The sequence below is a fragment of the Sphingobium sp. B2D3A genome (assembly GCF_025961795.1).
In the GTDB taxonomy this organism is placed as follows: domain Bacteria; phylum Pseudomonadota; class Alphaproteobacteria; order Sphingomonadales; family Sphingomonadaceae; genus Sphingobium.
Genome location: NZ_JAOQOI010000001.1, coordinates 670986 through 684292, shown reverse-complemented (window position 1 = coordinate 684292; position 13307 = coordinate 670986). Strand labels below are relative to the sequence as shown.

Annotated in this window: 13 protein-coding genes; 7 read left to right on the top strand and 6 right to left on the bottom strand. The window is 64.8% G+C overall.

All coding sequences use genetic code 11. The features are described 5' to 3' along the window. Nucleotides 1-16: 16 nt before the first annotated feature. The 3 genes from M2337_RS03150 to M2337_RS03140 form a co-directional block, all read right to left on the bottom strand. Entirely contained in the window at nucleotides 17-1153 is a 1137-nt protein-coding gene (locus tag M2337_RS03150) for an ATP phosphoribosyltransferase regulatory subunit (RefSeq protein WP_264571657.1), read from the bottom strand. Between the two features lie 92 nt (nucleotides 1154-1245). Continuing rightward, on the bottom strand, nucleotides 1246-2829 hold the full coding sequence (serA, locus tag M2337_RS03145; RefSeq protein ID WP_264571656.1) for a phosphoglycerate dehydrogenase: 1584 nt from the start codon (nucleotides 2827-2829) through the stop codon (nucleotides 1246-1248). Nucleotides 2830-2942: 113 nt separating this feature from the next. Further along, nucleotides 2943-4091 (bottom strand): phosphoserine transaminase, encoded by a 1149-nt coding sequence (locus M2337_RS03140; RefSeq protein ID WP_264571655.1) that lies wholly within the window; start codon nucleotides 4089-4091, stop codon nucleotides 2943-2945. Between the two features lie 262 nt (nucleotides 4092-4353). Here M2337_RS03140 and M2337_RS03135 point away from each other — a divergent pair, with 262 nt between their 5' ends. Together M2337_RS03135 and M2337_RS03130 are read left to right on the top strand one after the other, a co-directional pair. Further along, nucleotides 4354-5022 carry an extensin family protein gene (locus M2337_RS03135; RefSeq protein WP_264571654.1) on the top strand — a complete coding sequence of 223 codons (669 nt, stop codon included), beginning with the start codon at nucleotides 4354-4356 and terminating at the stop codon, nucleotides 5020-5022. A gap of 44 nt (nucleotides 5023-5066) precedes the next feature. After that, nucleotides 5067-5942 carry an LOG family protein gene (locus tag M2337_RS03130; RefSeq protein ID WP_264571653.1) on the top strand — a complete coding sequence of 292 codons (876 nt, stop codon included), beginning with the start codon at nucleotides 5067-5069 and terminating at the stop codon, nucleotides 5940-5942. Nucleotides 5943-6059: 117 nt separating this feature from the next. On the opposite strand, the gene M2337_RS03125 is transcribed toward M2337_RS03130, so the two are convergent. Beyond that, nucleotides 6060-6701 carry a c-type cytochrome gene (locus M2337_RS03125; protein ID WP_264571652.1) on the bottom strand — a complete coding sequence of 214 codons (642 nt, stop codon included), beginning with the start codon at nucleotides 6699-6701 and terminating at the stop codon, nucleotides 6060-6062. A 185-nt stretch (nucleotides 6702-6886) separates the two neighbouring features. Between M2337_RS03125 and M2337_RS03120 the strand changes: the two genes are divergently transcribed. From M2337_RS03120 to M2337_RS03105, 4 genes are all read left to right on the top strand, one after another. Then, nucleotides 6887-7777 carry a prephenate dehydratase gene (locus M2337_RS03120; protein WP_264571651.1) on the top strand — a complete coding sequence of 297 codons (891 nt, stop codon included), beginning with the start codon at nucleotides 6887-6889 and terminating at the stop codon, nucleotides 7775-7777. Nucleotides 7778-7976: 199 nt separating this feature from the next. Next, entirely contained in the window at nucleotides 7977-8315 is a 339-nt protein-coding gene (locus M2337_RS03115) for a P-II family nitrogen regulator (RefSeq protein WP_181561093.1), read from the top strand. Nucleotides 8316-8332: 17 nt separating this feature from the next. Further along, nucleotides 8333-9664 carry an ammonium transporter gene (locus M2337_RS03110; protein ID WP_264571650.1) on the top strand — a complete coding sequence of 444 codons (1332 nt, stop codon included), beginning with the start codon at nucleotides 8333-8335 and terminating at the stop codon, nucleotides 9662-9664. Nucleotides 9665-9863: 199 nt separating this feature from the next. Beyond that, the gene (locus tag M2337_RS03105; RefSeq protein ID WP_181561091.1) at nucleotides 9864-10265 is read left to right on the top strand and encodes an MAPEG family protein; all 402 of its coding nucleotides are present in this window, start codon (nucleotides 9864-9866) and stop codon (nucleotides 10263-10265) included. A 22-nt stretch (nucleotides 10266-10287) separates the two neighbouring features. Here M2337_RS03105 and M2337_RS03100 read toward each other — a convergent pair whose 3' ends face one another. Continuing rightward, nucleotides 10288-10722, bottom strand: a complete 435-nt coding sequence (locus M2337_RS03100; protein ID WP_264571649.1) for a TIGR01244 family sulfur transferase — start codon at nucleotides 10720-10722, stop codon at nucleotides 10288-10290. A gap of 91 nt (nucleotides 10723-10813) precedes the next feature. Then, entirely contained in the window at nucleotides 10814-11923 is a 1110-nt protein-coding gene (locus tag M2337_RS03095; protein ID WP_413716241.1) for an N-acetyltransferase, read from the bottom strand. Between the two features lie 207 nt (nucleotides 11924-12130). Between M2337_RS03095 and M2337_RS03090 the strand changes: the two genes are divergently transcribed. After that, nucleotides 12131-13234 (top strand): fatty acid desaturase family protein, encoded by a 1104-nt coding sequence (locus M2337_RS03090; RefSeq protein ID WP_413716221.1) that lies wholly within the window; start codon nucleotides 12131-12133, stop codon nucleotides 13232-13234. Nucleotides 13235-13307 lie beyond the last annotated feature (73 nt).

Genomic DNA, 13307 nt, shown 5'->3' with positions numbered 1-13307 from the left:
CGGGCGAGCCGGGACCTTACAACCGCCGAAGCTCGGTGCCGTCCAGAATCGATTCGCAACCCAGCGCCAGTGGGTCGTCGGCCTCGTCCAGCGCGGCGATGGTCACCCAGCCTTCCGCCCGGAGCGCGGCAGCCCGGGCACCATCATGACCGATCGGCAAAAAGGCCCGCTGCGCGGCGGTGGTGCCGAACCCGGCATCGATGAGCGGATCAGGGTAGAGCGAGAAGCCCATGGCCGGCTCAGCCTTGCCGTCCGCGCCCGCCACCGCATAGCTGCCGCCCCGGCCGATCTCGCCGATGAAGCCCTCGGCAAAGACAGAAAAGCCGAACCAGCTCTGATATTCAAAGCCGTGGCGCTCGGTCGGATCCAGCGTCAGCGTGATATCCCAGCCGATCGGCTTGGCAATCGCGCGCAGTGCCGCAATGAGGTTATCCAGCTTGCCTTTGGCCGGCCCCGCGTTGAAGGCCTGCAGCCGCTCCATGGCGGGGTGGAATGGCCCGGTCGCCTCGATGAGTGCCAGATAGGGCCGCGCTGCTTCGCCCAGAGCTGCTAGCGAGCCTGCATCCTTCGCGTCGAGACTGTCGCGGACCGCCTCGACATCGCCCTGGGGGAGCGGCATCGGGCCATCGGCCAGCATCGTCACGAGATCGGGCAAGGTGAAGTCGATGGTGATGCCGCTGACACCCGCGCGCTGCAGCGCTTCGATGGCGACATTGACGATTTCGACTGCCGCCGCGACGCTGTCTGTGCCGATGATCTCGGCGCCGACCTGCATCCGCTCGCGCTCGGGCCGCAGCTGGTCGGCCCGCAGCTTCATCACCGGTCCGCCATAGCACAGGCGCAGCGGACGCGGGGTCGCAGCCATGCGGGTGGCGGCGATGCGGCCAATCTGGGCGGTCATGTCCGGCCGGATCGCCAGGCTACGCTGGGAGAGCGGATCGACGGCGCGGAGCAGATCTTCGGCGCGGGCCGACTGCAGGCGCGCGACCAGCGTTTCCTCGAACTCGGCGAGGGCCGGCATCACGCGCCGATAGCCATGCGATGCGACGGTATCGAGCACTTCGCGCACGAGGCGGGCGGAGGCCTCCGCCTTGGGCGGCAGACGATCGGCAAGCCCTTCGGGCAGCAATCCGGGAGCGATGGCTTCAGTCATGCCGCGGCATTTAGCCGATTCCGCTCGCCAAGCGAGGATAAATTACATGGGTCACCGGCCCGACGTGATGACACGCCGGGCCGGGCCGTGATTTAGAACTTGAGCGGGCAGACCCGGTGCACGTTCGGCAGGGCGCAGATCTTGTCGACCAGCGTCTGCGGCACGGTCTCGTCGACCGAGAGTAGCAGGATCGCCTCGCCACCAGCCTCGCGACGGCCAAGGTGGAAGGTGCCGATGTTGATCTTGGCCTCGCCAAGAATGCCACCGACGCCACCGATGAAGCCCGGCGCATCGACATTGGCGATGTAGAGCATGGTGCCATCGAGATCGGCCTCGACCTTGATGCCGAACAGCTCGACCAGACGCGGCGCGCCGTTGCCGAACAGCGTGCCGGCCACCGACCGCTCGCCCTGCGAGGTCTTCACGGAGACGCGGATCAGGGTGCTGTAGTCGCCCTCGCGCTCGGTCTTGATCTCGCGCACCTCGATGCCGCGCTCGCGGGCGAGGAAGGGTGCGTTGACCATGTTCACCGTGTCCGTCTGCGTGCGCAGGAAGCCGGCGAGAACGGCCGAGACGATCGGCTTCTGGTTCAGTTCGGCCGCCGCACCCTCGCTGTGGATCGAGATCCGGGGGATGACGTCACGCGAAAGCTGGCCAACCAGGCTGCCCAGCTTCTCGGCCAGCGCCATATAGGGCTTGAGCTTGGGCGCTTCCTCAGCCGACAGGCTCGGCATGTTGAGCGCGTTGGTGACACCGCCGCTCAGCAGATAGTCGCTGAGCTGCTCGGCGACCTGCAGCGCCACGTTCACCTGCGCTTCGCTGGTGGACGCGCCGAGGTGCGGGGTCGAGATAAAGTTGGGCGTGCCGAACAGCGGGCTGTCCGTTGCCGGCTCGGTCTGGAACACGTCCAGCGCCGCGCCGCCGATGTGGCCGCTGTCGAGACCGGCCTTCAGCGCCGCCTCGTCGATCAGGCCGCCGCGCGCGCAGTTGATGATGCGCACGCCCTTCTTGGTCTTCGCCAGATTCTCGGCCGAGAGGATGTTGCGGGTCTGGTCGGTCAGCGGCGTGTGCAGCGTGATGAAATCCGCCTTGGCCAGCAGCGTGTCCAGATCTGCTTTTTCCACACCCATTTCGATGGCGCGCTCGGGCGTCAGGAACGGGTCGAAGGCAACGACCTTCATCTTGAGACCCAACGCGCGGCTGGCGACGATGGATCCGATGTTGCCGGCACCGATCAAGCCAAGCGTCTTGCCCGTGACCTCGACGCCCATGAAGCGGTTCTTCTCCCACTTGCCGGCCTGCGTGGAGGCATCGGCCTCCGGCAGCTGGCGCGCGAGGGCGAACATGAGGGCGATGGCGTGTTCGGCGGTGGTGATCGAGTTGCCGAAGGGCGTGTTCATCACCACGATGCCCTTGGCCGAGGCATAGGGAATATCGACATTGTCGACGCCGATGCCGGCGCGGCCAATGACCTTGAGATTGGTCGCGGCGTCGATGATCTCCTTGGTCACCTTGGTGGCCGAGCGGATCGCCAGACCATCATATTTGCCAATGATTTCCTTGAGCTCGTCGGGCTTCAGTCCGGTGATCTCGTCCACCTCGCACCCGCGCTCGCGGAAAATCTGCGCGGCCTGCGGGTCCATCTTGTCGGAAATGAGAACTTTGGGCTTGGTCATTTTACTGTCCTTCAAAGAGAGACAGTGCCCCTGCGAAAGCAGGGGCCCAGGGCGGGATGGCAGTGCTGCTGAGCCCTGGGCTCCTGTTTTCACAGGAGCACCGGAAAGTGGGGTCAGGCGGCAGTCGCGCTCAGCGCGGCCTTGGTCTCGGCATAGGCCCAGTCGAGCCAGGGGCCGAGCGCCTCGATGTCCGCGGTGTCGACCGTGGCACCGCACCAGATGCGCAGGCCAGCCGGGGCGTCGCGATAACCTGCGACGTCATAAGCGGCATCCGCCTTCTCGAGCAGCGAGGCCATCTTCTTGATGAAGTCGGCATCGGCGCCCTCGACGGTGAGGCATACGCTGGTGATCGAGCGGGTCGCCGGATCGGCGGCAAGGTGCCCGAGCCAGTCGCGCGATTCCACAATGGCATTGAGCGCATCGGCATTGGCCTGCGCGCGGGCGATGAGGCCCTTGGCGCCACCGATGGTCTTGGACCATTCGAGCGCGAAGATCGCATCTTCGACCGCCAGCATGGACGGCGTGTTGATCGTCTCGCCCTTGAACACGCCCTCGGCCAGCTTGCCCTTGGACATCAGGCGGAACACCTTAGGCAGCGGCCAGCTCGGCGTGTACTGCTCAAGCCGTTCGACGGCACGCGGGCCGAGGATCAGCACGCCATGGCCGCCCTCACCGCCCAGCACCTTCTGCCAGGAGAAGGTCGCCACGTCGATCTTGTCCCACGGCAGGTCGTAGGCGAACACTGCGCTGGTGGCGTCTGCGAAGGAGAGGCCCTCGCGGTCGTCGGCGATCCAGTCGCCATTGGGAACGCGCACGCCCGAGGTGGTGCCATTCCAGGTGAAGAGCACGTCATTCGACCAGTCGACCGCATTCAGATCGGGGATCTGGCCATAATCGGCGCGCAGCACCGTCGGATCGAGCTTGAGCTGCTTGGCGGCATCGGTGACCCAACCTTCACCGAAGCTCTCCCAAGCGAGCGTTGTAACGGGGCGAGCGCCCAGCATCGTCCACATTGCCATCTCGAAGGCGCCGGTATCGGAGCCGGGCACGATGCCGATGCGGTGCGTGTCGGGCAGGTTCAGCAGCTCGCGCATCAGGGCGATGCAATAAGCGAGGCGATCCTTGCCGAGCTTTGAGCGGTGGGAGCGTCCGAGCACTTCGGTGGCCAGCTTCGCCGGATCATAGCCGGGCGGCTTGGCGCAGGGGCCGGACGAGAAATGGGGGCGGGCCGGCGTGGTCGCCGGCTTCGTAACGTCAGTCATGGTATGCGTCTCCTTGCAGAGAGCACGCGCGGCGTTGGGACCGCGTGGCCCGCCGGCGGCCATAGAGATTTGCAGACAGGTGTCAATGTAAGATCGGGACCGGCGTGCCGTGCCCGGGGTGAACGGAGCCTCGGCGGACAGGCGCCAGACCGCGCGCGGCGGTCGAGGCATCCCCTTGCACTGTCTAGGTTTTGTTCAGCTGCGATGCGTGATAAACGGCGCTATGGTCCATTGGGCGTCATCGGTCGGATTGAGGGCGGGGATGCGCAGGCTGGTCGGCCTGCTGCTGGTCACCAGTCTTGCCGCCTGCGCCGACCGCCCCAGCCCGCGCCCGGGTGTAAGGGCGCCGGTGGCCGCAGCGCCCGCACAACGCACAATGCCGAACAGCGAGAGCTATCGCATGTGCGCCGCGCGCCTCTCGACCGCGAAGGTCCGCTTCGAGCCGCTGCCCAATCAGGATCGCGGCGGCGGCTGCACGACAATCGATACCATCCGCCTGCTGGAAATCGGCACGCCGGTGGCCAATCTGGGGCCGATGACCTGCCCCCTTGCCGCCAATTTCGCGGCCTGGGTGCAATATGCGGTGCGCCCCGCCGCGCGACTCTATCTGCGCAGCGAAGTGGTGCGCGTCGAGACCTTCGGCACTTATGCCTGCCGCGATGTCCGTGGCACTGGCGGGACTATCGCCGGCAAGCGCAGCGAACATGCGCACGCCAATGCCGTGGACATTTCCGCCTTCGTGCTGGCCGACGGGCGCCGAATCAGCCTAGTGAACGATTGGCAGGGCGAGAGCGCCCACGCCCAGTTCCTGCGGGTCCTCCACCAGAGCGCGTGCAAGCGATTCCGCACCGTGCTCGGCCCGGACTATAACAGCGCCCACCGCGACCATTTCCATTTCGACATGGGCGGACGGGGCAGTTTTTGCCGCTGAACCCGCCGGTTTTCTTCTCCGCCGAAATCGTCTAGCGCCACTGGATGACAGACCAGCCTACAGTGCGCGAAAGCAAGTTTCGCCGTGCCCGCGAAGAAGCCATCGATGCCAAGCGGATCATCCCCACCCCGCAGACAGAAAGCAAATCCTACAAGCTGGCCTTCCAGGACAACGAGTTTCTGCTGCGGGAAGACCTGCGGCCGGTCCGCTTCCAGCTTGAATTGATGAAGCCGGAGCTGCTGCTCGATGAAGCAAAGATCGCCTCGACCTTCGTCTTCTATGGCTCGGCGCGCATTCCAGAGCCGGAGGCCGCGCAGGCGCTGATCGATGCCGCGCCCGACGAGCGCGCCCGGAAAGTCGCCGAGCGCCTCGCCGAAAAGGCGCGTTATTATGAGGAAGCCCGCAAGCTGGCGCGAATCGCGGCGCAATGTCCGCCGAACGAAGCTGGCTGCCATCACTTCGTCGTGTGTTCGGGCGGCGGCCCCTCTATCATGGAGGCGGCCAATCGGGGCGCGGCGGACGTCGGCGCGCAAACCATCGGGCTCAATATCGTGCTGCCGCACGAGCAGGCGCCCAACCCCTATGTGACGCCCGATTTATCCTTCCAGTTCCACTATTTCGCGCTGCGCAAGATGCACTTCACCCTGCGCGCTCGCGCGCTCGCAGTGTTCCCCGGTGGTTTCGGCACGTTCGACGAATTTTTCGAGCTGCTCACGCTGGTGCAGACTGGCAAGATGAAGCGCATCCCCATCCTACTGTTCGGCAAGGACTTCTGGACACGCGTCGTGAATTTCGAGGCGTTGGCCGAGGAAGGCGTGATCAGCCCACGCGATCTGGATCTGATCAGCTGGGTCGAAACGGCAGAAGAAGGCTGGGCCGTGGTCGAGAGCTTTTATGCGGATAGCCAGCCGGGCTGCTGAGGTCCGCGCCCGTCCGGCTCGCTGATACCAGCGGGTCCGATAACAAAAGCGGCGCGGGTTGCCCCGCGCCTGCTTGAATATTTGAGCGAACCCAAGCCTGAGCTCTGGCTAATGAGATTATTCGTGCGGCGTCGCAGCGTTGGCGGCAGCGCCCTCAGTGCCCGCTTCCGCCGCATTGTCTGCAGCAGCCGCATTGTCGGCGCCACCTTCTGCCGCAGCGGCCTCTGCCGGTGCATCAGCAGCCGGGAGAGGCAGGTTCGAGCCCTGCGTGTTGAGATAGGCGATCAGATTGGCGCGATCTTCAGGCTTGCTGAGACCGGCGAAGCTCATCTTGGTGCCGTTGGCGAAGGAACGCGGCGAGGTCAGCCAGTGATCCAGCTGCTCGAAGGTCCAATTGCCGCCCACCTTCTTGAGTGCATCCGAGAAAGCGAAGCCGCCACGGCCATGGCCGATCGGGTCGCCAACGATGGCCCAGAGGTTGGGGCCGATGCCATTGGCGCCGCCCTGATTGACCGTGTGGCAGGCCACGCACTTGGCGAAGACCTTCTCACCGGCTGCCACGTCCGCCGAGGCGAGCAGCGTGTTCAGCGAAGGACCGGACGCACCGCCCTCGCCTTCCGCCTCAACGCCCTCGATCGCGTAGCCCATCGGCTCGGGACGCTCGGCGTGAAACAGCTTGCTGCTCACAATGCCGCTGCCAAGCGCAATGATGCCGCCAAACAGTGCCCAGCCTGCAATGGTATTGAAACGATCGCTCATGCGCCCTCAATCTCCAGAAATCTACCCGACGCGCGACCTCCTCAATCGCGGCGCTGCCGGTGCCCGTCGGCGCTCCCCTTAATGACTGCATTGCGCGGGTGCAAGCCTGTCGGAAGGCCTGTGTCGCGACACATGTGCCGGCGCCTTGCGCGGCAAGGCCCAAAGCCCTAAGCGCAGCGGCCATCATGGACACTTACCCGCTCCCCGCGCAGCGCCTTGTCGCCGAGATGACGGACGCCGCCGCGCGCGCGCCTGAGCGTGCGATCAGCTTTCAGGGCGCGCCGGGCGCCAATTCGCATCTGGCGGTGATGGATTTTGCGCCGGACGGCCTGCCCCTGCCCTGCTTCAGCTTCGAAGACGCGCTGGATGCCGTTCGCGATGGCCGTGCCGACCGCGCGATGATTCCCATCGAGAATTCGCTGCACGGGCGGGTTGCGGACATGCACTTCCTGCTGCCCGAATCCGGCCTGTCGATCATCGACGAATATTTCCTCCCGATCCACCACAGCCTGATGAGCGCGGACGAGACGCCGCCGGTCACCGCGCTCAGCCATGTGCAGGCGCTGGGGCAGTGCCGTAAATATCTGCGCAGCCGTGGCATCCGCCCGATCGTTTATGCCGACACCGCCGGCGCGGCCGCGCTGGTCGCCGAGGTCCGCGAGCCCGGCGCAGCAGCGATCGCGCCCTCGCTCGCCGCGCGACTCTATGGCCTCACGATCCATGATGAGAAGATCGAGGACAGCAGCGACAACATGACGCGCTTCGTCGTGCTGGGCCGCGATGCGATCATGCCTTCGCGTGACGGGCCGGTGATGACGAGCTTCCTCTTCGAGGTGAAGAACATCCCCGCCGCGCTCTACAAGGCAATGGGCGGGTTTGCGACCAACGGGGTCAATATGACCAAGCTGGAGAGCTATCAGCGCGGCGCCAGCTTCTCGGCGACGGAATTCTACGCCGATATCGAGGGGATGCCCGGCGATCCCGCTGTCGACCGCGCTTTGGAGGAACTCGCGTTCCACAGCAAATGGGTCCGTCTGCTGGGCAGTTATCCGCAGGGGCGCTCTCGCTCGATCTGACGTCGCTGGGCCTCGAGGCCCTATCCACCTGATAACTGCGAACGGTCTGTGCGTACTTTTTAAGCACTGCTCACACATGCCGCCTCAATTTGAGGCAATCGCCTCAACGAGGCCCGACTGCCGACCGCTTTAACGCCTCGTTTATGATTTGGCACAGCTCTTGCTTGGCATTCCCCTGCAACCAATGGGGGCGCAAGAGATGAAACTCATTATGGCAATCATCAAGCCGTTCAAGCTGGACGAGGTGCGTGAAGCTCTCTCTGCGCTGGGCGTAGCTGGCATGACAGTAAGTGAAGTGAAGGGTTTTGGCCGCCAGAAGGGCCAGACCGAAATCTACCGCGGTGCGGAATATTCCACCAACATGGTCCCGAAGATCAAGGTCGAGGTCGTCTGTGACGATGCCCTCGCGCCGCGTGTTGTGGAAGCCGTGCAGCAGGCCGCCAACAGCGGCGCCATCGGCGATGGCAAGATCTTCGTCCTCGACGTGGGACAGGCCATCCGCATCCGCACCGGCGAAACCGGCGAAACCGCGCTGTAAGTTAAAGGGGGTAACGCATGACACCTTTCAAGACATTCTGCGGCGCGGCGGGGGCTCTGGGCCTTTCGCTCTTCGCCGCCTTGCCCGCATGGGCGCAGGAGGCCGCAGCGGAAGCCGCGCCTGCCGTTCCCAATCCGGGTAACAACGCATGGATGATGACGTCCACCGTCCTCGTTCTCCTCATGATCCTGCCCGGCCTCGCCCTGTTCTACGGCGGCCTGACGCGTTCCAAGAACATGATCGCCACCATGACGCAGATCGGCGCCGTAGCGGCGCTCGCGATGCTCATCTGGGTGATGTACGGCTACGGCCTCGCCTTCGGTCCTGAAGGCAATCAGTTCATCAGCTGGGGCAAGTTCTTCCTTGCTGGCATCACGCCGGATTCGACGGCCGCGACCTTCACGTCTGAAGTGATCTCGGAATATGTGTTCGTCAGCTTCCAGATGACCTTCGCCGCGATCACCATCGCCCTCGTGCTTGGCGGCATCGTCGAGCGCATGAAGTTCTCGGCCATCATGGTCTTTGCCATCGTGTGGCTGACCATCGTCTACTTCCCGGTCGCCCACATGGTCTGGGAAGCGCGCGGCGTGTTCTTCGCCATGGGTGCTCTGGACTTCGCCGGCGGTACGGTGGTGCACATCAATGCGGGCGTTTCCGCACTGGTCGCCGCCCTCATCCTCGGCAAGCGCAAGGGCTTCCCCAGCGAGCCGATGCCCCCGCACAGCCTGACGCTGACCATGGTCGGCACCGGCCTGCTGTGGGTCGGCTGGTTCGGCTTCAACGCCGGTTCGGCGCTTGAGGCCAATGGCTCTGCGGCTCTCGCCATGATCAACACCTTCGTCGCCACCGCCTCGGCCGGTCTCTTCTGGATGCTCACCGAGCGCGTGATGGGCCACAAGGGTTCGGCTCTCGGCTTCTGCTCGGGCATCATCGCCGGCCTCGTCGCCGTGACACCCGCTGCGGGCAACTCCGGTCCGTTCGGTGCCATCGTTCTCGGTGCCGTTGCCTCCATCGTCTGCTACTTCTTCGTCGCGAAGGTGAAGCCGGCGCTGGGTTATGACGACTCGCTGGACGCCTTCGGCATCCACGGCGTGGGCGGCATCATCGGCGCCATCGGCACCGCAGTGGTCTATTCGCCCTCGCTCGGCGGCCCTGGTGGCACCGACTATGCGATGGGCGGCCAGCTGGTCACGCAGATCACGGCCGTGCTTGCCACGATCGTCATCGCCACCGTGGGCACCGTCATCGCCATGTTCATCGCCAAGGCCCTCACCGGCCTGCGGGTGAGCACCGAAGTCGAGCAGGAAGGCCTCGACCTCGGCGAGCACGGCGAGCGCGCTTACAACTGATCCGAATTCGGCGGGGGCGAAAGGTCCCCGCCGTCCGTTGTTCCTCCTGCGAACATCCCTGGGCCGGCGTGAAAGCGCCGGCCTTTTTTTTCGGGCTCGCGCAAGCTGACGATTGCCTTCCCGGACACGGCAATTTCATTTCGCGCCTGACCGTCCTATTCCTCGTCCGGCGAAAGACGCCCGATGAGGAGACTGAACGATGCCGATTGAACTGATCATTCTGGCCTGGGGCTGCCTGCTGGCCCTCGTTCACATCTTCGCCGCCGTGCGGGCCAAGACCGCGCAATATGGCACCGCCTGGAATGTCGGCGCGCGCGATCAGTCGCTGCCCGAGCCCAAGCCCCTCGTCGGGCGGCTGGCGCGAGCGCAGGCAAATTATTTCGAGACCTTTCCGATCGTCGCCATCGCCATCCTCATCGATGCGCAGCTCGGCCTGTTCGATCGGTGGACGGCCATTGGCGCCGCGCTCTGGCTCGGCGCGCGCATCGTGTATCTGCCGCTTTATGCTGCAGGGGTTCCCGTGGTGCGGACGATGGTATTCGGCATCAGCATGATCGGCGTGCTGATGCTGCTCTGGCCGGCGCTACGCCTCGCGTTCTGAACAGGAGTGCTGGAGGGGGCCGTCAGCCCCTCTGGTTGGCCAGTGCGTGCATCATCTCGCGAATAGGCGAGAGATCATAGCCCGCCGCGGCCGCCTGCTCGGCCAGGACATCGGGCGAATCGCCCGCCCGCGCCCGCGCCAAGGCCCAAAGCAGCGTGCTGCGGGTGCCGGAGCGGCAATAACAGAGCGCCTTGCCCTCGCCATTCTTCGCGAGTGCCTCATCCAGCGCATCGAGCTGCCAGGGCGCAAAGCCGCTATGCGAGACGGGAATGGCGACATAATCGAGCCCCGCCGCCCGCGCCGCCGCCTCGATCGTGTCGCCGGAGGTCTGGTCTGCGGACTCACCCTCGGGTCGGTTGTTCACGATGAGCGAGATGCCCATCGCCGCAGCCTGCGCCACGACATCCGCATCGATCTGCGGGGCAACGAATAGGGATGGGGTCAGTTGCCGCAACATGGCGCGTCTCCGATAAGGGCCTTGCCCGTCCCTAGGCCCGGCAGTCCCCTGCGCGCAAGAGAGGGGTTGCCGGTACGGATTTGCGAAGCGGTCAAAGCGGCTTCTGGTAGATCACATAGCTGCGGTTAATGCGGCTCTCGATCGCCTCGGCAATGGCTTTCATGCCCTGATTATCATCGAGGATCCAGCCGATCTCCCCTCGCGTCGCGCCATAATGGGTGATGGCATCGCGGCGGATATATTCGATCATCATGAAGGCCAGCTGGCTCGCCATGCGCGAGGATTGGAGCCGCTGGACCACGCCCATCAGCGGCACGCGCATGGTGCGGACCTTGGGCTTGCGCAGCCACCAGAGCAGCTTTGCCCAGCCGAAGGGGAGGAGCGTGCCGTTGAGGCGGGCGAGCGCTTCGTTCATGTCCGGCAGCGTCATCATGAAGGCCACCGGCTCGCCATCCAGCTCGGCAATGCGAATCAGGTCCTCGAACACCAGCGGCTTGAGCGCCTTGCCGAAATGCGCAACCTCATGGTCGGTAATCGGCACAAAGCCCCAGTTGCGCCCCCAGGCATCGTTGAGAATATGCAGGATGATCGCTGCATCCCGGTCGAACTCGCTCTTGTCCACATGGCGAATGCGAATGCGCTCGTTGCGCTCGCCGGATTGGACGATCCGCTGGATCAGCGGCGGAAATTCCTGCGTGATGTCGAGCTCATAGGTATCGAGCTGCTTGGCATGGGCATAGCCGGCCGATTCGATCCACGCGCGATATTCCGGCCTGTTGTGGCCCATCATCACCGTAGGCGAATGGTCGAAGCCCTTCACGAGAAGGCCCGGCTCCTCCCAGATGGAGAGCGAGATCGGGCCGAGCACCTGGGTCATCCCCCGCTCGCGCAGCCAGCCTTCCGCCGTCGCGATCAGCGCGTGCGCGGTCGCTTCATCCATGGCCTCGAACATGCCGAAATTGCCCGTCCCCGGCCCCATGCCCTGCTCGGCGGGCATGGAAATGGCGAGATGATCGATATGCGCGCTGATGCGCCCGACGACCTTGCCACCGCGCCGCGCGAGGAAATATTGATGCTCGGCATGTTCGTGGAACGGGTTCTTGCCGGGCGTCAGAAGTGCCCGCACTTCGCCCTTCAGCGGCGGCACCCAATGCGGATCATCGGCATAGACGGTCCAGGCCAAATCGATGAAGGCCGCCATGTCGGCCTTGCCGGAGACGGGAGTGATCACTAAATCGGCTGATGTCACGGCGATACCCCTGTCCCGCGCCTCGCTGATGAGGCGCTGATGAGTGGGCACAGCACTGCGGAACTGGCGGCGGATTTGTCAAGCCGCGCGCCGTGGCGGCAGAACAAAATCACATTGCTGCCATGATCTGTGCTCATTCGACCGATAGGACCCCTTTGCATGACCGCAATCGACCAGAGACTGGACGCCGCGCCGTCCGCGCCAGCCGGCAAGGCCCCCGCCGCAGCGGGCCCTGCGTTGGCAACCACGCCCGATGATATGGCGATGCTCCGCGCCGCCGTGGATTTGACGCGCGATCTGGCAACCGCGCGGCCCGGCATCTACTGGCCCGATTTCCTGGTCTCCGCACTGATCGGTTATGCCGCCATGGCGCTCGCCATGCTCGCCTCTCAAGGCTGGGTCGTGGCCCTCGCTGGCGTGATTTCCGCCCTAGCATTGTATCGCGCGACGAGCTTCATTCACGAACTGACGCATATCCGGGCAGGTGCGCTGCCGGGCTTTCGTTTCACGTGGAACCTGCTGATCGGCATTCCCTTGCTGTTCCCCTCCTTCCTCTATGAAGGCGTGCACACCCAGCATCATGCGAAGACGCGCTATGGCACCATTGATGATCCCGAATATCTGCCGCTTGCGCTGATGAAGCCGTGGAGCCTGCCGCTGTTCATCCTCGTGGCCGCTCTAGCCCCGGTGGCGTTCATCGTCCGCTTCGGCGTGCTGGCACCGCTCAGCCTCGTCATCCCGCCGCTGCGCCGGTTCATCGTGGAGCGCTACTCGGCCCTCTCCATCAATCCCGGTTATCGGCGCCGCGCGCCGGAGGGTGACTTTGCGCGGATGTGGGCTTGGCAGGAAGCCGGGACCAGCCTCTGGTCGATGGCACTCATCGCCAGCGTGCCGCTGCTCGGCTGGCGTCCGCTGCTCACCTATCTTGCGATCCTCTCGGTGGCGATGGTCGCCAATCAGCTTCGCACGCTGGTCGCCCATCTCTGGGAGAATGAAGGCGAGACGATGACGGTGACCGGCCAGTTCCTCGATTCCGTCAATGTGCCGCCACCCGCCCCACTGGCCGCGCTCTGGGCACCGGTCGGTCTGCGCTATCACGCGCTTCACCATTTGCTGCCGAGCATGCCCTATCATGCGCTGGGCGAGGCCCATCGCCGGATCGCGCAGCATCTGGGCGCGGGGTCGACCTATGATCGGGCCAACTATCCCGGCATGGTCCCACTGGTCGTTCGGATCGCGCGGAGCACGATGGTCGCGCGATAGTCACCACCGGTGAGAATCACGCTCCCGAGCGGCGTATTTTCCCCATCGCCTTCCCACGGCGAACCTGCCATTT